Origin of the sequence: Bradyrhizobium sp. CCH5-F6, assembly GCF_001556045.1 — a bacterium.
Taxonomy (GTDB): Bacteria; Pseudomonadota; Alphaproteobacteria; order Rhizobiales; family Xanthobacteraceae; genus Bradyrhizobium.
The window spans coordinates 38,737-58,702 of record NZ_LSIC01000122.1; the positions used below are offsets into that span (position 1 = coordinate 38,737).

At 60.8% G+C, this 19,966-nt stretch carries 20 protein-coding genes and 2 pseudogenes; 7 read left to right on the forward strand and 15 right to left on the reverse strand.

The genetic code is table 11. From position 1 onward, the window contains the following. Positions 1 to 67: 67 nt before the first annotated feature. The 3 genes from AX729_RS22400 (at position 68) to AX729_RS22410 (ending at position 4,258) form a co-directional block, all read left to right on the forward strand. Positions 68 to 1,231, forward strand: a complete 1,164-nt coding sequence (locus tag AX729_RS22400) for a CaiB/BaiF CoA transferase family protein (protein ID WP_082770506.1) — start codon at positions 68 to 70, stop codon at positions 1,229 to 1,231. 103 nt (positions 1,232 to 1,334) lie between these two features. Next, complete coding sequence (locus AX729_RS22405; protein ID WP_061026525.1) at positions 1,335 to 2,471, forward strand: CaiB/BaiF CoA transferase family protein; 1,137 nt, start codon at positions 1,335 to 1,337, stop codon at positions 2,469 to 2,471. A 134-nt stretch (positions 2,472 to 2,605) separates the two neighbouring features. Beyond that, entirely contained in the window at positions 2,606 to 4,258 is a 1,653-nt protein-coding gene (locus AX729_RS22410) for a sigma-54 interaction domain-containing protein (protein WP_061026526.1), read from the forward strand. Between the two features lie 100 nt (positions 4,259 to 4,358). Here the strand turns inward: AX729_RS22410 and AX729_RS22415 are convergent, their stop codons facing one another. The 12 genes from AX729_RS22415 to AX729_RS40580 all read right to left on the reverse strand — a co-directional run bounded on the left by AX729_RS22415 (position 4,359) and on the right by AX729_RS40580 (position 14,525). Continuing rightward, entirely contained in the window at positions 4,359 to 4,784 is a 426-nt protein-coding gene (locus AX729_RS22415) for a PaaI family thioesterase (protein WP_061026527.1), read from the reverse strand. Positions 4,785 to 4,820: 36 nt separating this feature from the next. After that, positions 4,821 to 5,459 (reverse strand): 3-hydroxyacyl-CoA dehydrogenase family protein, encoded by a 639-nt coding sequence (locus AX729_RS22420; protein ID WP_061026556.1) that lies wholly within the window; start codon positions 5,457 to 5,459, stop codon positions 4,821 to 4,823. Positions 5,460 to 5,463: 4 nt separating this feature from the next. Beyond that, positions 5,464 to 6,345 (reverse strand): 3-hydroxyacyl-CoA dehydrogenase family protein, encoded by an 882-nt coding sequence (locus AX729_RS22425; protein ID WP_061026528.1) that lies wholly within the window; start codon positions 6,343 to 6,345, stop codon positions 5,464 to 5,466. Continuing rightward, the gene (locus AX729_RS22430) at positions 6,342 to 7,508 is read right to left on the reverse strand and encodes an acyl-CoA dehydrogenase family protein (protein ID WP_061026529.1); all 1,167 of its coding nucleotides are present in this window, start codon (positions 7,506 to 7,508) and stop codon (positions 6,342 to 6,344) included. Before AX729_RS22430 ends, AX729_RS22425 begins: the two co-directional genes overlap by 4 nt. Beyond that, positions 7,509 to 8,216 carry an SDR family NAD(P)-dependent oxidoreductase gene (locus AX729_RS22435; protein WP_061026530.1) on the reverse strand — a complete coding sequence of 236 codons (708 nt, stop codon included), beginning with the start codon at positions 8,214 to 8,216 and terminating at the stop codon, positions 7,509 to 7,511. It lies immediately after the preceding gene. Further along, complete coding sequence (locus AX729_RS22440; RefSeq protein ID WP_061026531.1) at positions 8,209 to 8,976, reverse strand: enoyl-CoA hydratase/isomerase family protein; 768 nt, start codon at positions 8,974 to 8,976, stop codon at positions 8,209 to 8,211. Before AX729_RS22440 ends, AX729_RS22435 begins: the two co-directional genes overlap by 8 nt. A 2-nt stretch (positions 8,977 to 8,978) precedes the next feature. Further along, positions 8,979 to 9,758 (reverse strand): enoyl-CoA hydratase-related protein, encoded by a 780-nt coding sequence (locus AX729_RS22445; RefSeq protein WP_061026532.1) that lies wholly within the window; start codon positions 9,756 to 9,758, stop codon positions 8,979 to 8,981. Between the two features lie 30 nt (positions 9,759 to 9,788). After that, a complete protein-coding gene (locus tag AX729_RS39865) occupies positions 9,789 to 10,016 on the reverse strand; it encodes a hypothetical protein (protein ID WP_156457149.1) in 228 nt (75 codons plus the stop codon). Positions 10,017 to 10,026: 10 nt separating this feature from the next. Further along, entirely contained in the window at positions 10,027 to 11,139 is a 1,113-nt protein-coding gene (locus tag AX729_RS22455) for a CaiB/BaiF CoA transferase family protein (RefSeq protein WP_061026557.1), read from the reverse strand. A gap of 29 nt (positions 11,140 to 11,168) precedes the next feature. Continuing rightward, positions 11,169 to 12,788, reverse strand: coding sequence for a class I adenylate-forming enzyme family protein (locus tag AX729_RS22460; RefSeq protein WP_061026534.1), 1,620 nt, complete (start codon positions 12,786 to 12,788; stop codon positions 11,169 to 11,171). Between the two features lie 132 nt (positions 12,789 to 12,920). Further along, positions 12,921 to 13,889 carry a Bug family tripartite tricarboxylate transporter substrate binding protein gene (locus tag AX729_RS22465; RefSeq protein WP_021075788.1) on the reverse strand — a complete coding sequence of 323 codons (969 nt, stop codon included), beginning with the start codon at positions 13,887 to 13,889 and terminating at the stop codon, positions 12,921 to 12,923. An 18-nt stretch (positions 13,890 to 13,907) separates the two neighbouring features. Then, positions 13,908 to 14,525, reverse strand: a complete 618-nt coding sequence (locus tag AX729_RS40580; RefSeq protein ID WP_021075787.1) for an AMP-binding protein — start codon at positions 14,523 to 14,525, stop codon at positions 13,908 to 13,910. A 226-nt stretch (positions 14,526 to 14,751) separates the two neighbouring features. On the opposite strand from AX729_RS40580, the gene AX729_RS22475 reads away from it, so the two are divergent. Together AX729_RS22475 and AX729_RS41815 are read left to right on the forward strand one after the other, a co-directional pair. Then, the gene (locus AX729_RS22475) at positions 14,752 to 15,036 is read left to right on the forward strand and encodes a hypothetical protein (RefSeq protein ID WP_021075786.1); all 285 of its coding nucleotides are present in this window, start codon (positions 14,752 to 14,754) and stop codon (positions 15,034 to 15,036) included. A gap of 39 nt (positions 15,037 to 15,075) precedes the next feature. Continuing rightward, positions 15,076 to 15,519 (forward strand): anthranilate phosphoribosyltransferase, encoded by a 444-nt coding sequence (locus AX729_RS41815; protein WP_021075785.1) that lies wholly within the window; start codon positions 15,076 to 15,078, stop codon positions 15,517 to 15,519. Positions 15,520 to 15,571: 52 nt separating this feature from the next. On the opposite strand, the pseudogene AX729_RS41820 reads toward AX729_RS41815, so the two are convergent. After that, positions 15,572 to 15,772 (reverse strand): annotated as a pseudogene (locus AX729_RS41820) (GAF domain-containing protein); the annotation flags it as partial. Then, positions 15,717 to 16,148 carry a GAF domain-containing protein gene (locus AX729_RS22485; RefSeq protein WP_035649294.1) on the reverse strand — a complete coding sequence of 144 codons (432 nt, stop codon included), beginning with the start codon at positions 16,146 to 16,148 and terminating at the stop codon, positions 15,717 to 15,719. The gene AX729_RS22485 and the pseudogene AX729_RS41820, both read right to left, overlap by 56 nt. 336 nt (positions 16,149 to 16,484) lie before the next feature. Between AX729_RS22485 and AX729_RS38825 the strand changes: the two genes are divergently transcribed. After that, entirely contained in the window at positions 16,485 to 16,724 is a 240-nt protein-coding gene (locus AX729_RS38825; RefSeq protein WP_082770518.1) for a PilZ domain-containing protein, read from the forward strand. Between the two features lie 101 nt (positions 16,725 to 16,825). Here the strand turns inward: AX729_RS38825 and AX729_RS22490 are convergent. Then, positions 16,826 to 17,251 (reverse strand): annotated as a pseudogene (locus tag AX729_RS22490) (transposase); the annotation flags it as partial. A gap of 405 nt (positions 17,252 to 17,656) precedes the next feature. Here AX729_RS22490 and AX729_RS22495 point away from each other — a divergent pair. Beyond that, a complete protein-coding gene (locus tag AX729_RS22495; RefSeq protein WP_021075783.1) occupies positions 17,657 to 19,663 on the forward strand; it encodes a putative bifunctional diguanylate cyclase/phosphodiesterase in 2,007 nt (668 codons plus the stop codon). The last annotated feature ends 303 nt before the right edge of the window (positions 19,664 to 19,966 follow it).

Here is a 19,966-nt window from a genome sequence, read left to right on the forward strand (position 1 = left end):
CCGTTTGCGACAATTGTCCGGATGACTGTGTTCGGCGCGCACACATGTGACAAGTCAGGGGCCGCGAATGCGGGCTTTGATTGGCGGCACGGGAAATGCAAATTCCTCCCATCAGAAAATCAATGAGAGGATGCTGCGCATGCGAAGGGCTTTCGAGGGGTTCAAGGTCATCGACGCGAGCCAGGGTGTGGCTGGACCGCACGCCGCGATGCTTTTGGCGCTGCACGGAGCCGACGTCATCAAGATTGAGCCGCCGGAGGGCGATTGGGGACGCATCCTTGGGAAGACGAAGGCTAACAACACTATCCATTTCGTCGCGTTCAATCGTGGCAAGCGGTCGATAGCGATTGATCTCGCGAAGGAAGAAGGACGGAGGATCGCCGGAGATTTGGTCGCATCCGCTGACGTGGTGATCGAGAGCTTTCGCCCCGGCGTTGCCTCGCGCCTCGGCCTGGGCTACTCTGAGGCGACTAAGGTCAATCCGAAAATCATCTACATGTCGGTCTCCGGATACGGCCAGCAGGGACCCAACCGCGAGCGTCCCACTGTCGACGGTGTCATTCAGGCTTTCTCCGGCATGATGGTGATGAACGGATCGATCGACAAGCCGCATCGGCAGGGCATGGTCGTCATCGACACGATCACCGGGCTGTACGGCTTCCAGGCCGTCAGCGCCGCCTTGATGCGCAAAGTGCGGTTCGGCACGGGCTCGTTCATCGACATGAGTCTGATGCAGAGCGCCGCAGCCTTCCAGGCCGCGAAATTGATGGAAGCAGCCTCCGAAGGCCCCTCTCCCGGACCGCTGTATTCTCCTTCCGGCGTATTCGAAACGGCTGACGGCCACATCCTCCTGAGCGCGATGCGGTCGCGCAACTTTGAGGTTCTTTGCGAAGTGCTTGGATGTCCCCAGCTTGCTGCCGATCCGCGCTTCGGTTCGGTCGACGACAGAAACGCGAACCGGCACGACATGAACAGAGTGCTTCACGAACGGCTGCGTACCCGCACCACCGATGAGTGGCTCGCACTTCTGCTCGAACGAGGCGTCATGGCGAGCCCGATCAACAGCTACTTGGATTGGCTCGCCGACGCCCACGTCAAGGCCGTCGATGCCTACCAGACCCTACCGTTCGCAGGCGTGGGATCGTTGCCGATCGCGTCGATACCCGGTTGTCCGGGATCCGATTTCGCCGGAAACGACTTGGTGCCCGGCCTGGGCGAACATACGTCTTAGATTCTTGCCTCGCTCGGGCGAACCGATGCTGAAATCGCATCGCTGTATTCCGCTCGGGTTCTTTCCTGAAACTGTTGAGGAATGAGTCTCGCAGCGAGGTCGCATGGGTCCGTTGCATGGCTTAAAGGTTCTCGAATTTCCCGCGATCGGACCTGTCCCGTTCTGCGCGATGCTGCTCGCCGATCTCGGGGCGACCGTTCTTCGCGTCGACAGAGAAGAGGATGCGGGGCTTGGCATCGAGCGTCCCCGGCGCTTCCAGATTTCGCATCGGGGCCGGAAGGTTCTCAAGCTGGACCTCAAGAAACCGCAGACCCTGAAATTGGCGAAGGTGTTGATCGAACGGACCGACGTCCTGATCGAGGGATTTCGACCGAGCGTGATGGAGCGATTGGGACTCGGTCCCGAGGTTTGCCTCGGCATCAACCCGCGACTGATCTACGGCCGCATGACCGGCTGGGGCCAGACGGGGCCGCTGGCGGCATCCGCTGGACATGACATCAACTACATCGCGCTCACGGGCGCTCTGGACTCGATCGGCCGGCGCGACCAGCCACCCACGCCTCCGTTGAATCTGGTCGGCGATTTCGGCGGCGGTTCGCTTTATCTCGCGCTCGGCATACTCAGTGCGTTGTGGGAACGGCATTCATCCGGACGCGGGCAGATCGTGGATGCGGCGATCATCGATGGAACGCTCTGGTTGTTGAGCGGACATATCGGCATGGTGGCGGCCGGACTTTCGAAAGGACAACGCGGCGCCAACATGCTCGACAGCGGCAGCCCGTTCTACGACGTCTACGCCTGCGCCGACGGACGCTGGTTTGCCGTAGGTGCGCTGGAAGACAAGTTCTTTGCCCAGCTCGTTGCGAAGGTGGGTCTCGATGCGGAGATCGCGCTGCAGCAGAAGCGCGACGATTGGCCTTCGTTGCGCAGCGCGCTCAAAGAAGCATTCTCCAAGAAGGATGCCGAGGCATGGCGGGCCGTGTTCGACGGCACGGACTGCTGTGCGACGATCGTCAATTCCCTGGTGGAGACGTTCGCCGATCCTCACTTGGCCGCGCGGAAGTCTTTCATCGAGCTCGACGGTGTCATCCAACCCGCCCCCGCTCTGCGGTTCAGCCGCAGCGCTCCAGGAACCCCGCGGGCCCCAAGTGCACAGAACACTGCGGACGAGGCGCTGGCCGACTGGGTCGATCCGGAAACCCTTCAGTCTTTGAAGGAAAATGGGGCCTGGAAAGCCTAGAGCCGGGCCACCTCCTATTCGGCGATGCGTTGTCCTCAATGCAGACACGCGTTCTTTTGGCATCCTTGAACCGCCCTCTCTTTATGTGGTTAGCTGTCCCCAACAAATACACATAGGGAGAGCAAGGGCTGACTATGATACCTTTTGACGGCAATCGGGATCGCCAAGGCCTTATCCTGTCGGACGGGGTCAGGATCATCCACGCGAGCGGAATCGGGACCGATACTCGACTCAAAAGCCTGGCGCTCGATCCGGGTTGGATAGGCGAAGCGCGAACCCGTCGCGTCAATCCGCTCACGCTGGATCGTCACTCCTACAACGTCCTTGTGATGTCCGTCACCGGCCACGACGTCCTGATCGTCAGCTCCCCTCCGGGCGACGCCGTCATCAGCTTTCTAACCAGCGTCGACTTCGCCTGGGACATGATGGAGCAGCTTCTGACGGATCCCTTCGAAAGCATGATCATCGTCGATGAAAAGGCGCGCATATCCTACATGTCGCCGCTCCATGAACGCTTTTTCGGCCTCAATCCGGGAGAGGCCAGAATGCGACCGGTCGAGGATGTCGTGGAGGGAACACGGCTTCATAAAGTCGTGAAAAGCGGCAAGGCGGAAGTCGGCACAATGCAGCACATGCAAGGGTCCGACAGAATAGTTTCAAGAATCCCCATCCGCCGGAAGGACAAGGTGCTCGGAGCCTATGGCCGCGTGATGTTCAAGGGACCCGAACAGCTCGCCATACTGAATGCACGGATTCGAGCTCTGGAAGGACAGGTCGAATACTACAAACGAGAGACTGAAACTCTCAAGTCGCAGAAGTACGGACTCGACAGCATCGTGGGGAACAGTCCCGCCGTGCAACGGCTTCGCGCCGAGATCGTGAAGATCGCTCCTCTGGAGATCCCCGTGCTGATCCGCGGTGAGAGCGGTACCGGCAAGGAGTTGGTCGCTCACGCGCTGCATCGTCTGAGCCCGCGAAGGGATGGCCCCATGGTGGCGGTGAACGCCGCGGCGATGCCTCAGACCCTCGTCGAGTCAGAACTGTTCGGATACGAACCGGGAGCCTTCACCGGCGCCGACAAGAAGGGGCGGAAAGGCAAATTCGAGCAGGCCACCGAGGGCATTATTTTCCTCGACGAAATCGGCGACATGCCGCTCGAAGTTCAGGCGAAGTTGCTACGCGTGCTCCAGGACCGGATCGTCGAACGCGTCGGTGGGGACAAGCCGCGTCAACTGGATTTCCGGCTAATTTCGGCGACGAACAGGGATCTCCAGTCCTTGGTCGAAGCCGGCACCTTTCGCCTTGACCTGTTCTACAGGATATCGCCGATCGTGATTACGCTGCCTCCCCTGCGGGAGCGCATCGAGGACATTCCGCTGCTGGCCTCGAAATTCCTCGAGAACATCGCCTATCGGCACGCGCGTCCAACGCCGTCCATAGACGAGGACGCCTTGACGGCGCTGATGGAGAGACCCTGGCCCGGCAACATCCGACAACTCCAACATGAGATCGAACGCGCTTTTGCTTTCTGCGACGGGACGACCATCATGGTCCACGATCTGACCGAGGCGAAGACCGAGCAACAGATCGGAGCACAGCTGACGACGTTCGATGCCATGCCCCCGACGACCAACGAAGGGCTGCGGACGATGCTTGACAAAGTCGAAACGAAAGGGATCCGGGAGGCGCTCGCTCGCCACAAGGGCAACAAGAAGCGCGCCGCCGAAAGTCTCGGAATTTCGCGATCCTACCTATATCGAAAGCTTTCCGAGATGAACGAGACGTAGGCGAGGCCGACGTCGCAAAGCCCCGGCGACCGGGGTCGGATAATGCAGCAGCCCGCTCGCTAGGCGGACGTCTCGGCGTCGGTCAACGTCGTCGGATGGGTCAGGCGATCTTGCTGTAGATCCCCTGCCCCGTCGCGACGAGTTGTCCACTCGGATGGCTTTCCGCGATAATCGAAGCGAAGTATGTCCTGCCGCCCTGTTTCGAGATCCGCCCCGTCGCACGGATCCTAGAGTCGCCGGCCTCCGATCTTCCGACGAAACTGCAATTCAGCGAGACCGTCACCGCCTTCGGCGCCACCTCGTCGTTCGGATCCGATATGGCCCACAGCCCGGCGGTGTCCAGCATCGCCATGAGGACACCTCCGTGAACGGTGCCATGACGGTTGAGATGCTCGGGACCGATCTCGATCTCGAAACATGCTTCGTCGGCGACCGCTCTGGTCTTCTGCATTCCGAGGACGTCGCCGAAGTGAAATCCTTCGGGGAAGCGGCCGCCGAGCGCGCCCTTGAGATCAGGGGAAGCCATGCTCTGTCTCCAAGGTTGTGGCCGCTCTGGACGGGATCATTTCCCAACGCCTCCTCCGTCGCGGTTCTTCGCGACGATCGCTCGTCGCGGAGGCGCGTAGGCCGGCGTCCCGTAGGTCTCGAACAACGCATGCGTCACGTCGTAGTGCCGCGCCATGCCGCCGCGGAAGATGCGTTCGAGAGGGCCGTCCGGATATCCGAGACCGAGTTTGCACGTCAGATCCATGTCCGCCTGGGTAGCCAGCCGCTCGTCGAGGAATCGCAAGGCCGCGTTGTACTTCGGGATCACCAGCCGGTTGACGATCCGGCCGATCTGATCCGCGGAGACCACGACTTCGAGACCCGCTTTCGTGAAGAGCTCGGTGGCGGCCGCGACTGCCGCGTCAGACGCGGATAAAGGCCGGACCAGTTCGACGAGCTTGGACGGCGCGTCGTCGCCGTTGCGGTAGCGCGCGAAGCCCACGACGTTCGAATGTGCGCTGTCATTGCCGATATGCTGCGCGAGGCTCTCGTTGCCGAGTTCGACGAGAATCGCTGTCTTGCTGGGATCCGCAGCGAACGGCGCTTTGCATAGGACGAGGACATCGGTGCCCTTGTCCTTCGACGCTCCAGAGAGAAACCCATCGCCTTCCGGGAAGGACCGGCTCGGGCCGTTCTGAATGATGGTGTAGGTCATCGGCTCAAGCTCCAAGCATCGCGTTGCCTTCGTAGTCGAAGAAACCCCGTCCGGACTTCCGTCCGAGCAGGCCCGCGGCGACCATGCGCTTCAGCAAGGGCGGCGTGGCCGCCCGCGGATCTAGGGTGATCGGGTAGAACGCCTCGCAAAGACGGACCTGGGTATCGAGCCCGATCAGATCGATCAGTTCGAGTGGTCCCATCTTGTAGCCGAGACCCGTCTTGATGGCCTTGTCGACGTCGGCGGCGCTCGCGACCCCGGCCTCGACGACACGGATCGCGTCGTTGTTGAATGGCACCAGGAGCGCGTTCAGGATGAAGCCCGGCTTGTCCTGCGTCTTGACCGGGATCTGGCCGCAGGCCTTCGTCCACTCCCATGCGGTATTGAAGGTCTCCTCCGACGTGAGGATGCCCGGCGACATCTCGATCAGTTTCATCAACTGCGCGGGCAGACAGAAATGCATGCCGACCACACGCGCCGGCAGCTTCGATCCTGCCGCGATTTCCGTGATCGACAGCGTCGAGGTGTTCGACGCGAAGATCGTGTCCTCGGCGCAGACCTCGTCGAGCCGCTTCAACAGGTCGCGCTTGGTCGCCAGATCCTCGAAGACCGCCTCTATGACCAGATCGCAGCCGCCGAGTTCGGCGATGTCCGTGGTGTGGGACATGGCGCCTACGATGACGTCGCGCTTGGTCGCCTTGAGCTTGCCGCGTTCGACGGACTTGTCGAGGAAGGCCGCGGACTGTTTGGTGGCGCGCTCAAGCGCATCGCTCTTCATGTCGTAGGAGATGGTGCGGAATCCTGCACGCGCCGCGACCAGCGCGATGCCCGCCCCCATCGTGCCCGCGGCGCCGCAGACGCCGACCGTCTTGATTGATTTCGTCATTTTGCCGCGAAACTCCTGCCGATGAGCTGTCGGTGCACCTGGTTGGTGCCCTCCCAAATCTGGGTGATCTTGGCGTCGCGCATCAGCCGCTCGACGCGATAGTCGCGGCAGTAGCCGTAGCCGCCGAACATCTGCACCGCTTCGGTCGAAGCGCGCATGGCGAGGTCCGACGCGCGCATCTTGGCCATCGAAGCCTCGACGCCGAAGTCCTTCGCCCCGGAATCGATCAGCCCGGCCAAGTAGTCGAGCCAACGATCCGACATGGCGAGGTCGGTCGCGAGGTCCGCCAGCATGAACTGATTGGCCTGGAAATCAACGATGCGACGTCCCGATTGCTTGCGCTCGTTCATGTAGGCCGTCATGTCGTTGAAGGCCGCCATCGCGATGCCCATCGCATGCGCGGCGATGCTTGGGCGCGAGCGGTTCAGCGACGCCAGCAGGATGCGAAGACCGTCACCAGGTTCGCCGATGAGATTGGCGCGCGGCGCGCGTACGCCATCGAAGCGCAACGCAGCCGTCGAGGAACCGCGATGCCCCATCTTGTCTTCGAGGCGGAGGACCTCGAAGCCCGGTGCGCCCTTCTCCAGCACCAGCACCGATATGGCCTTCTTGGCCTCCTCGATCCCGGCGAACTTCCCGAACAGCAGGATGCGGTCGGCGACATCGCCGTTGGTTATGAATATCTTGGAACCGTCGATGACGATGTCGTCGCCGTCGGGCGTGAAGCGTGTTTTCATGCCGGTCGCGTCGGAGCCGGCGGATTCCTCGGTGATCGCCAGCGAAGCGAGGCCACCCCCGGCGATGCACGGCAGAAGGCGCGCCTTCTGTTCGGTCGTTCCGAACTCGATCAGCGGCTTCATCGCATGGAAGTTCGTCGCGTAGATGATGCCGGTCGCAGCACAGGCCTCGGAGATGCGCTTGACGATCGCGAGGTACAGGCGGAACGACATGGGCGCGCCGCCGAAGTCCTCCGGAACGAAGACCCGATTGAGGCCGAGTTCGTTGATCGCCTTGACGTTGGCCCAGGGAAATTTGCCCGTCGCGTCGGTGTGCTCCGCATTCGGAGCGATCAAGTCGGCGCACAGCCGGTCGACCTGGGACAGGACCAGCTTATCATCCTCGCCCCAATTGCGGTTGTGGTCAAGTTGGTCGAAAATTGACATCTAGTGATTGGCTCCCTGGCCGCCGTCGATGTAGATCGTCTCGCCCGTCAGGAACGCAATGTTCTCCGCGTAGAGCGCCCCAACGAGCCGCGCCACTTCCTGGGGCGATCCCGCTCGGCCCGCCGGGACGCGGCGTTTCAGCCAGGCCTGGGTCTTCTCGCTGGCGAGGAAATCGCGGTTGAGATCGGTCTCGATGTATCCGGGGGCGACGTCGAGCACACGGATCCCGTCGCGCGCCCATTCGGCCGCGAGGCACCGCGTGATCGCGCCCACCGCGGCTTTCGACGCGCAATAGGCGAGATTGTCGATGACCGCGAGCTTGTCGAAGAAAGAACCGATGTTGACGATCAGCGCGTCGCCTGCGGCTTTCAGGTGCGGGTAGCTCTCGCGGCATGCAACCATGACCGCCGAGGCGTTCAGCCGCATTGTGGTCTCGAAATCGGCGAGCGACAGCTCGGCGCTCCGTTTGCCTTCGTGGGCGCCGGCGTTGTTGACGAGTCCGATGAGCGGCCCCTCGGCAGCGACCTTGGCGATCGCGTCCGCGATGGCCCGCTCTTCGGTCATGTCGCAGGCGTAGCCAGTGCCCACGGCGCTGACGCCGCTGCGCGACAGGCCAACGACCGCAAAGCCACGACGGTCGAGTTCGGCCGCGATGGCCTCCCCGATGCCGCGGCTCGCGCCGGTGACTATGATCTGGCCGCTACGCATCCTTGAACTCCGGTTTCCGCTTCTCGGTGAACGCCGACATGCCTTCCACGGCATCCGCCGTGCCGTAGGCCAGCGTCGAGAGATCCGCCTCGATCTTTAGTCCTTCATGGATCGGCACGTCCAACGCGCGGGACACCGCTTCGCGCACCAACTGCTGAGCGAGAAGACTGTAGGAGGAAAACTCATGCGCGAAAGCCAATGCGGCATCGACGACGTTGCCTTCCACGATCCGGTGCAGCAGACCGATACGCACGGCCTCTTCGGCGGCGACGGTGCGACCGAGCATGATCATCTCCATAGCCCGCGCCTCGCCGATCAGCCGAGGCAGACGCTGCGTGCCACCGTATCCGGGAATCAGACCAAGCTTGATCTCCGGAAGGCCGAGCTTCACGCTCGGAGTTCCGAGCCGGAACGTGCAGGCCAACGCCAATTCCAGACCGCCGCCGAAGGCGAAGCCATTGATGGCTGCGATGGAGGCGAACGGAAGCCTGTCGAGCTTCGCGAAGGCGGCCTGGCCTAGTTCGGCGCCCCGCTTGCACTCGATCAGCGGCCGACCGCCGAGCTCCTTGATGTCGGCGCCAGCGCAGAACGCCTTCTCGCCGGCACCGGTGACAATCAGCGCGCGAACCTTCCATGTCGCCACTTCGGTGAGCGCGCCCGAGATTTCCTTGAGCACGCCGAACGAAAGGGCGTTCAGCGCCTCCGGCCTGTTCAGGCGCAGCAGAGCGCAGTCGTCGAGTGTCGTGAGTTCGACAGGCATGGCTACTTTCCGAACTTGCTGGTGTCCGGCTTGCGCTTCCCCGCAAAGGATGCTGACAATTCGTGGCTTTCGTCGGTTTCGAGATATGGCCGAAGAAGAAGATCGTGCGACACGCGGGCCAGTCCGGATACGCCGCCATGCCGTGCATTGAACGCTCCTTTGATCGAAGCCAGAGCGAACGGACCGCGCTCAGCCACCTCCATCGCGAACTTGCGGGTTTCTTCCTTCAGCTTGTCGTCGGGCACCACCTTGTTGATCAGTCCGATCTCGAGCGCCTCAGCCGCGGATATCTTGGGGTTGCGAAACCACATCTCCTTGGCCTTCTTCTTACCGACCAGATCTTCGAGATACCAGGTGCCGTAACCCGCATCGAATGATCCCATCATCGGCCCCACCTGCCGGAATACCGCGCTCTCCTTGGCGATCGTGAGATCGCATACCACCTGTAGCACGTTGCCGCCGCCAACCGCAAAACCGTTGACGCTGGCGATCACCGGCTTCTGCAGGCGGTCGATAGATTCGTACATTTCTAGAGTCGGCAAAACACCGGCATAAAGCATGGTCTTCTCCATGCCTTCCTTGCGGCCGCCGATGCAGAAGAACCTGTCGCCCGCGCCGGTGATTACGATCACGCGCGTACGCGTCTCGCGGCGGATCTCGTTGATGCAATCACGGATCTCATGACACATGTCGACGGTGAACATGTTGCCATCGTCGGGGCGGTTCAGCGTGATGGTGCCGACCGGACCGTCTTCTTCGTACAGGATGGTGCTGAAGGTCATGGGTGTTTCCTTTCCACTGAGTTCTTGATTTCAGAGACCGTCGGGCAGATAGCGGAGCACGGCGTCGTTGTGTTCGCCGAAACGGGGACGCTTGGGCAGCACTTGATTTTTGCTAGACACCACCAATGCGTCCGAGAAATTGATGCCAGCCGCACGGACTCCGATGCGGATATGGCCGCCGCCGGGCGCGACGCCCGGGATTTCATTGCACCGAAGACTTGATGGCACGCCGTGCACGACAACGTGAAAAGCTCGCATCCGGATCGTCCTAGTTCGCCAGGATCTTGGCGGTATCCGCGCCGAGCCGCGGTGGTGTGGATTCGTTCGAACCACGGAATTGCTCGCTTAACGGTACCGGCAGCGCAGGGATCGAGCGCCCTTCGACCAGGATTTTGCGCGACAGCAGCCCGCGCGCGGCGACATGAGGATCCGCGACCGCATCCTTCAGACTAGCAATGATCGAGCAGCACACGTCCTTGCCCGCGAAGATCGACGTCCACTCGGCTGCGGTCTTCGTCGCGATGATCTCGCCGACCGCGTCGATTGCGTCGCCTTCGTCCGCTTCCGGAGCACGCATTTCGGGAGCGAGGCCGATAGTCGAGCAGAAGTTCTCCCAAAACCTGTCTTCGATCGGCGCGACGGCGAGATGGCGGTTGTCCGACGTGCGGTAGATCTGGTATCGCGGGCTGCCGCCGGTCACCAGCGCGTCGCTGCCGCCTGGCCATTCGTCCGCCGCGAAGCCGCTGCCGAGTCCCCAATAGGCCAGCGTCAGCAGGTTCTCGCCCATCGAGACGTCGAGATAGGCCCCCACGCCGCTCTTGTCGCGCCGGCGTAACGCCAGCAAGATATTGGTCACCGCGGGATAAGCGCCACCGGCGATATCGGCGATCAACACCGGCGGGATCACCGGTGCCCCATCGGCGCCTACGCTCAAGCCGAGAATTCCTGACTCGGCGAGGTAGTTGAGGTCGTGCGCCGCGACCATCGCCTTCGGACCATTCTGTCCCCAACCGCTGATGGCGCAATAGATTAGGCGAGAGTTGATCTCCCTGAGAGCCGCATATCCCAGACCTAACCGGTCCATTACCCCGGGCCGAAACTGCTCGATCACGATGTCGGCTTCCGCAATCAGAGGGCTCAGCCGTTCCACGGCATCACGCGCCTTGAGGTCGATGGCGATGCTCTGCTTGCCGGCGTTGAGCAGCGCGAAATTGACGCTGTCTTCGCCGAATTTCGGCACGTAGCTCCGCATCTCGTCGCCGCGGCCGGGCCGCTCGATCTTCACGACTTGGGCGCCGGCCTCCGCCAGCATCAGACTCGCGAAGGGGCCGGGCAACAGCGTGCTGAAATCAAGGACGCGGATGTCTTCCAGTGGACGCATCTGATTCAGCTTTTCCTGTTCGTTCTGGGTCACGCGCTGCGTGACGACGGCGTCGTCCGGATCTGCTGCGGATGAAGTTGATTGCGCTGCACCTGAAGAACCAGTTCGCGCTTGAGGATCTTCCCGCTCGCCGTCAGAGGAAACTCGCCGACGCGCAGGAAGTATTCAGGCATGTCGTATTTGGACAGTCCTTCGCTGCGGAGATGATCCATCAGGTCGGCCGCCTCGACCGTGCCCGACACCGCGATGCACACGCGCTCGCCGAGCCGATCGTCTGCCACTGGGAAAGCCGCGACGCGTCCAGCCGCGGGATGGCGGACGGCCATCGCCTCGATGTGCGACGGATAGATATTGTGGCCGCCCCGGATTATCAGGTCCTTGAGACGCCCCTCGATGCGGAGATTGCCTTTGGCGTCCATGACGCCAAGATCTCCAGATAGAAACCAGCCGTCGCTGTTGAAGCTTCCTTCGGTTGCCGTCTGGTTGCCCAGATATCCGAGCATCAATGCAGCGCCCCTCCCACCGATATGACCGACCTCGCCGGGAGCGACTTCCTTGTCCGGATCGCCCGTATCGAACAACTTCACTTCGTAGGATCGCCCCCCCCGTCCGCATGTATTGACGATGGTCTCGGCATCGTCGTCCGGATGCGTGTACTGATGCGAGGAGTTCTCCGTCATGCCGTAGACGTTCTGCGGCTTGATGCCCTGGCTGACGAACGCGGCCGCCACGCTCGGCGGGATCGGCGACCCGGCCATGTAGAACGTCTCGACGGAGCCGAGCCTCTCGATACCGGCTTCCTGCTGCTCTCCGAGGACGTCCATCGCATGGGTCGGTACGCCGAGGACGTAGTTTGCGCCCGTCGTCTCAATCCAGTCGACCCGACTCATGCCTTCCGGCGGATCGGCCGTAACGAACCGGCCGCCGGTGAGCAGCCATTGCGCCACGCCTACCCAAGCGATGTGATGCGACAACGGAGAGAGCGACAGGATCACAGTCTCAGGACCGCGCTTCCAGTCGGCGACGAGATCGCGTGCATTTGCGAGCAGCGTGTTGTCGGAATGCATGACGCACTTCGGCGTGCCCGTCGTCCCTGAAGTGAAAGCGAGATACGCGACCTTGTCGGGGTCCGTGCAAGGCGGAGTGTTGTTGCGCGCAGGCGCAGGAAAGGCCTTCGGCGTGTAAACGACCTTGAGGCTTTTGATCCGGACAAGCGCGGCATCGAAGTCGACGGTCGCACGATCGGTTCCCCAACCGTCTTCGGTCAGAAGCGCACGCGCCGAAAGTGTCGTGAGTAGTTCTCCGACCTCGGCGCATGTATAGGTCTTGTGGACGGACGGATTGCAGGCGACCCCTTCGCGGACGCAAGCCAGGAACATGACGACTGCCTCCGCGCGGTTCGAGAGCCACATCATCACACGGTCGCCACCGCCCAAACCGTATTCGCGCAGATCGGCCGCGACACCGTCCGTCCAACGCTTGAGCTCGCTCCACGTCAACGCCCGGCGCGCATCCTGCAACGCTACGGCATCAGGTTGCTCCGTCGCATGACGGGTCAACAAACTATAGAAAGTGTCCTCGCGCCACATCCGCTCGCTGTAGTAGCGCTGCGCACTCGCAGGGTGATGGAGGGTTAAGTACGGTTTCATCCCTATCTCGCAATGCAACACGGTGCTTCAAGTTCTCTTTGTGAAAGCCTGAGCAATAAAAGTACCAGCGTCGTTAGTTTCGGGAGTGCGAGCACATTTGGGGTTGGACGCGCAAGAAGTCCTACCGGCTCGTCAGTCGACTTTGGCGCCAGACATCTCAATGATTGGCTTCCAACGACTGATTTCACTCTTGATGAACTCGCCAAGCTCGCCGGGTGTGGTGGGGGCAGTAATCGCTCCGGCTTGATCGAGAAGCTTCTTCGTCCCAGGAGACTCCATGGCCTTGCGAGAAGCGGCATTCAGCTTCTCAACTATTTGCTGTGGAGTACCGGCAGGCGCGAGCAGCGCGTACCAAGCTGTTGCAACATACCCTGGCAGGGCAGCTTCAGCCACCGTCGGAATGTTAGCGAGAGCCGGAATGCGATCCTTCGAAGTCACCGCCAGCGCGATGAGGTGACCCGACTGCACGATGGGGATGCCGGTCGCAAGACTCAAAAAGATGATCGGGACATGACCCGCAATAACGTCATTAAGCGCGGGCCCTTCGCCACGATAAGCCACACCGCTCATCTGCAGCTGCGCCATCGATTTGAACAGCTCTCCGCCGAGATGCTGTGTAGTGCCTGAGCCTCCGTGCGCGAAATTGTGCTTGTTGGGCTCTCTTCGAATCAACTCAATCAGTTCGCTCAACGTTTTCACACCCAGAGCAGGATGCACTGCGATTAAGTTCGATACGAACGCGATGCGGGTGATTGGGGCGAATGCCGTGGTCGGATCATAAGGCAGCGACTTGAAGAGCGTGACATTGCCTGCGAGCGGTCCATTCGTGCCGAAGCCGATCGTGTAGCCGTCTGGAGGGGACTTGGCGACGGCGTCCGTTCCAATGTTTCCGCCCGCGCCAGTTCTGTTCTCGACGACGACTGTTTGTCCAAGTACTTCCCCGAGTTCCTTAGCGAACGTTCGCCCAAGCGCGTCTGTCGGGCCACCCGCAGCAAATGGGATAATCAACCGTATCGGCTTTGACGGGTACGTATCAGCCAACACAGCCATAGGTAGCGAGCTTAGGATCAGAGCGCCAACGATTGCCGACCAACTCTTCATGTAACCCTCCCGAAGTCATTATTTTTTGGTAGTCAGCAAAGCGTGTGCCACGCACGTTGGCTGTCCGCATGGCCGCGATAAGTAAGAAAGAAGCCAGTGCGACGGATAGATGTTGTGGCCGCCCCGGATTATCAGGTCCTTGAGGCGCCCCTCGATGCGGAGATTGCCTTTGGCGTCCATGACGCCAAGATCTCCGGATAGAAACCAGCCGTAGTCGACGGTCGCACGGTCGGTCCCCCAACCGTCTTCAGTCAGAAGCGCCCGCGCCGACAGCGTGTTGAGAAGGTCGCCGACCTCGGCGCATGTGTAGGTCTTGTGGACCGAGGGGTTGCAGGCGATCCCTTCACGCGCGCAGGCGAGGAACATGACGACCGCCTCGATGCGGTTGGACAACCACATCATCACGCGGTCGCTGCCGACCAGCCCGTATTCGCGCAGATCTGCCGCGACACCGTCCGTCCAACGCTTGAGCTCACCCCACGTCAGCGTTTGGCGAGCATCCTGCAGCGCCACGGCATCAGGCCGCTCGGTCGCATGACTGGTGAGCAGACTGTAGAAGGTGTCTTCGCGCCACATCCGTTCGCTGTAGTAGCGCTGCGCGCTCGCAGGGTGATGGAGAGTTAAGTACGGTTTCATCCTATCTCGCAATGCAGCATTCGAGAACTGCCTTCATGGGCGTTGCTGCTATCCAGACATCAGCAACACCCGTGCCATTTCGCCGCTGCTGCTCCTGGGTCGTGGAACTCCTTGTTTTGCAGGGGTAGCCTTTGGAGCCTCTTAAATTTGTGTCCTCAGGAGCGGCAAAGTTTCTTGAGCGGCGTCCTCACTGTGCTCACGTGTCCTCAACAAGGACACTGAGGAAATGCCTAATCCGATTACCGCCACGATTGCCGGTGTGCTTCTCTTCGACGCTGCGGCTCGTGTAATCGCTTCGGTCGGCGTGGGCTCCGATCCACGTCTGAATTCGTTGACCGCAGATCAGGCATGGATGGCCGAGGCCCGCGAGCGGCGCATCACGACGCTGAATCTCGATCGCAAGATCTACATGGTGCTGGTCACTCCGGCCGGGTCCAGAGAGATGCTCGTTCTCAGCGAAACGCCGGGCGACGCACTTCTCAGCTTCATCGGCAGCGTCGATTTCTCCTGAGACATCCTGCAGCACCTGCTGACGGATCCGTTCGACGCCATGACGATCGTCGATGACAAGGCCAAGATCGTCTACATTTCTCCGATCCACGAAGCGTTTTTCGGGCTGAAGGCCGGCGAAGGAAACGGACGCCCGGTCGAGACCGTCATCGACAACACGCGACTGCATGAGATCGTGGCCACGGGCAAGGCCGAGGTCGGGAAAATTCAGCGCATGCGCGGCGGAGACAGAGTCGTTTCCCGCATTCCCATCAAGAGGGACGGGAAGGTGCTCGGCGCCATTGGGCGGGTCCGCGAGCGACCGATACGCTACCTCAGCCGGAATGGTCGCGGCGGCGTTCATCAGGTCCCACTCGCCCTTCGATTCCGACGGCTTCTTGGTCTGCAAAAGGTACATGTCGCGCATCATGCGGCCGTCGTCGCGGATGCTTCCGTTCTTGGTCATGAAGTCGTTGACGGGGCATCCGCGTCAGCCGGTCCTTAGCTTGCTCTGCAGCGCGTCGGGCGTCCTCACGCTCCAGCATTTCCATCGCGAATGATACGTTGTCAGCAAGCCGCCCCAGCAGCTTCATAAATTCTGGGGTAAACACATCCGTTTCGCTCGACAGGAAGAGCAGGACGCCAACCGCTTCTCCATTTCTCAATAGGGGTAGGCCGGCTCCAGATCTGATGGGAATTGGGCTATCGTGCCAATGTCTTGTCCGCTTGGCCGTCTCGAAGGAGAGGCAGCACGGCACTCGCCGTCAGGCCCGCGCTCGCGGCCAGTTCCTTCCACGGTTGGGTTCTGGGATCGTTGAGAACATCGCTGCTAATGCACGGTCTGGCCGTGCGAAACGCCTCGCCACCGAGTCCCTGACCGTGCGGAATGGTGGCATCAGAAGAAAAACGAAGTTGCTCGATCAAATGAACGAAGGGACCGGCCCCAGCGGCCATCCGGAACCACGAAGAGTCGTCCTCGATCAGGAAAATGGCCGTGCCCAGAAATTTGCCGCCATCAACCGCAGCATTACAAACATCTTGATAGAGATCTTGTTCGGAAGTGCTCCGTAAGATCGCTTCGTTGGTCGCGCTCAGTACCGCGAACATTCTTGCCCGGTTGTGTTGCGCCGCCATTTCGATCTCGAAAGTTCCATCGGGTTGCTGTCACGATGATGCTTCCCGGCTAAGTTGCCGCTACGGATTGAGGTTAACGCTTTGTAAATGAGGCGATGTAAGTCGGGGAATATTGGGGAGACGCAGTCCAGATCTGGCTCGATTTGAGGGCGTGTAGTATCTTTAGTCAGTGTCGAATGGCCTCAAGACTTCTGCACCCTTGGCCTACGCCGCCGAGGAACGGTTCACAGAGCTGGCTTTGGTCTTCCCGTCACCACGTCCCGTCGATGACCCATGCTCATGCGGGTCGACTATGACCTTTGCGAATTTCTAAGAATTTTCGGCTATGGTCCGCCTATGGACAACAAACGTACCGCGCCTCGACATCGCGTGCTGAAAGCCGGGACGATAGAATTCGGTGGGGGTGGTATTAGCTGTACCGTGCGGAACTTGTCGGCGAGCGGCGCCGCCCTGGACGTCGAAAGTCCGCTAGGCATTCCTCACGAGTTCAGACTGGTTATAGAGGCAGATCAGCTAAGCCGACCGTGTCATGTCAAATGGCGAAAAGAGAAACGGATTGGCGTCGCATTTGACTGAGACGACAATCACACCTCCCCCAGGGTTGCCGTCCCCGCTTCTGTTCCAGCATTTTGGTATTTGAGTGATCCAAATCCACGTGGCCGCGCGGTTACGGCTTTATCCATCCATGCGTCGACCAAAGTGTAGGTCAGGCGGATCACGTCGCGCAGGCGTGGAGCATTCTCCAGGCGCGACAGCGTCGGTTGAGAACACAGATCGCGACCGCTGTCCGGCAGCCGTCCGCAGGCCAGCTTGAACGCCGGATCGGACCGCAGATGGTCGAGATCGTCGGCGTCCTCGTAGCCGCAGCAGATCGCAAACATGCGAGCGCGGAACATATCGACAAGGCTGTGCACGACCCGCGTCGGGTCGCGCCGATCCGGGAACATCCGGGCCAACTTGTCGGCCAAACCGAGACGCCGCTCGGCCATCGCCAGAAGCATCACGCCCCCATTCGAGGTCAGGCGACCGCCATCGAAGGCAGCTGTAATTTTCTTGGTGTGAACGGCTGGAAATGAGAAGGGCAGAATCGTATCATCGGTCATGGCGGGCGTGGCGTTCGCGGTTGAAGGTGATGGGGTTGGCTTCGCAACCGAATCCTACGCCGCATCAGCGCTTTACACCACGCTCGCCAGCCTCTCCGGTGCCATCTGGCGAATAAGACGGGCTAGATCATAGCGGCCTGAAAGATTTGTGAGTGTCCACACATCGTCAACCGGCTTTAATACTTCCTTTCGTAACGACAGCCTAATATTAGCCAACGGCTGGCAATGTCTGTAACGAGTAAAATGCACCTTAATCTTCGGCAAACTGTTCTTGGATCCGTGGCGCTCCTCTGCGTACTTGGACCGCTTCTCGGGGCGGTAGCTGTCACTAACCTTATCCTCACGCGAAACGACATTCGGTCGAGCTTCCTGGAACTTGCGTCCAAACCTGAGCCGGACGGCATCATGGCGCTGTCCGATCGTCACTTGGCCGCCATTGACTTAACTCTCGTTCTCGGTTCCTGCGCCGTGATGGCGGCGTTGATGATCGGGCTTGCCATCGGGTACTTCGTCGATAGGAGCATGTTGAGGCCAATCGAATTGCTCACCGCTGCCATGGAACGGTTACGCACCGGCGAAACGCCGCTTGCCCGGACTTCCTCGGCTATCGAGCGGCCCGAAACATCTGCTGACGCATATCCGGGGATGGAGTTTTTGCCCGAGTATGAAGGCCGCAAACATGAGATCGGAGCGTTGGCCCGAACGCTCCGCCAGTTCCATGAGCGTGGCCTGGACGTCCAGTTTAAATCAAATCTACTGAATTCGGCCATGGCGAACATGTCGCAGGGGCTTTGCATGTACGACGCCGATGACCGGCTTGTCGTCTGCAACAGCCGCTTTCAGGATATTTACGGTCTCCCCGCCGAGGCCATCGAGCCCGGAACTCCCATCCACCGCGTTGCCGAGCCGGAATGCGTGGGCCACGATTGGGAATGCGACCTTGTGGAAGCTTACGCGACGATAAAGGCTGCTCTCGCGAGGGATGAGCGTCTGCTACCTGAGCAGCGGCTCGCGGATGGCCGCACGATCTCGATCTCGGCCGTACCAACGGAGAATGGTGGCTGGGTCGCGACCTTCGAGGACATCAGCGAACGTCGCGCGGCGGATGCGAGGATCGCGCATATGGCGCATCACGACGCGCTCACGGGCTTGCCCAACCGGGTGCTGTTCCGTCTAGAGGCCGAGCAGGCGCTCAAGCGAGCGCGCCGGGGCGAACAGCTCGCCGTTATCTACCTTGACCTGGATGGTTTCAAGGCCGTGAACGATATGCTTGGCCACGCGATCGGGGACCGGTTGCTGGTCGCTGTCGCGGATCGGTTGCGCGCGAGCATGCGTGACGACGCCTTTGTCGCCCGCCTTGGGGGAGACGAGTTTGCAGTTGTGTTGGCCGTGGGTCAGCCGGACGACTTGGCCGTGCTGGCGCAACGAATCATCGAGACGCTCAGCACGCCCTACGACATCGGCGACCATCAGCTCATGATCGGAGCGAGCGTCGGCATCGCCGTGGCGCCCACCGATGGTCACGACCCAGACCAGCTTCTGAAGAAGGCCGATATGGCTCTTTATCGAGCCAAGGCGGATGGCCGGGGCAAGTACTTCTTTTTCGAAGCCTGGATGGACGAGAGAATGCAAGCTCGTCGAGCGCTTGAGGTCGATCTCCGCAAGGCTCTGGCGCGGGAGGAGTTCGAGGTGTTCTATCAGCCTCTCGTCAACCTTCAGACGAACGAGGTCAGCAGCTTCGAGGCGCTGCTGCGCTGGCGACACCCCGTGCGCGGCATGGTTGGGCCCGACAATTTCATACCGCTTGCGGAAGAGATCGGATTGATCAACGAAATCGGAGCCTGGGTGCTGAAACAGGCGTGTTCGGACGCCATGGGATGGCCCGATCACCTGAAACTCGCCGTTAACGTATCTTCTCTTCAATTTAGGAGTAACAGGTTATCCCTCGATGTCGTGGCAGCCTTGGGTCATTCGGGACTGCCTGCAAGCCGGCTTGAAATTGAGATCACCGAGACCGCGTTGTTGCAGGATACGGAGGCGACCATCGCGGTCCTGTATGAGCTTCGACAACTCGGACTCAGCATCGCCATGGATGATTTCGGGACAGGCTACTCTTCGTTGGGCTACCTGCGGAAATTCCCGTTCGACAAGATCAAGATCGACAAGTCTTTCACTCTAGGTTTGCCGGATCGGGCCGATTCCTTGGCGATCGTGCGGGCTATGATGGGGCTCGGGGTGAACCTTGGCATGATCACGACCGCCGAGGGCGTCGAGACGGAGGAGCAGCTTGCTGCGCTACGAGCCGAAGGCTGCACCGAGGTGCAGGGCTATCTGTTCAGCCCAGCGCGACCGGCCGGGGAGATCGCTGCCCTGCTTTCCAGAATGCGGGGACAGACCAGAGTCGTTGCGTGATGACGACCAGAATGTCCAAGCCACATTTACCGTTATTCGGCCCTTTAATTGCGGGTCCGTGTCAAGTTCCTTTCTGATGTCATCGCTGGGGTCATGGTCCTTTCCAAGGTCGTCGAGCATCTCATGATGATGTCCGGGTCGTGCGGCGCGACAATCAAGATGGGAATCCCGCGACAATCAGGATGAGAATGCGCCGCTGCTGGGGTGACGAAGGGAGGGCGTAGCCCGACCGGAGTTACCCCAGCAGCGGCGTGGGCGCCCGAAGGGCCTCATTTGGCGGTAACGGCGGCTGGTCAAGGATCG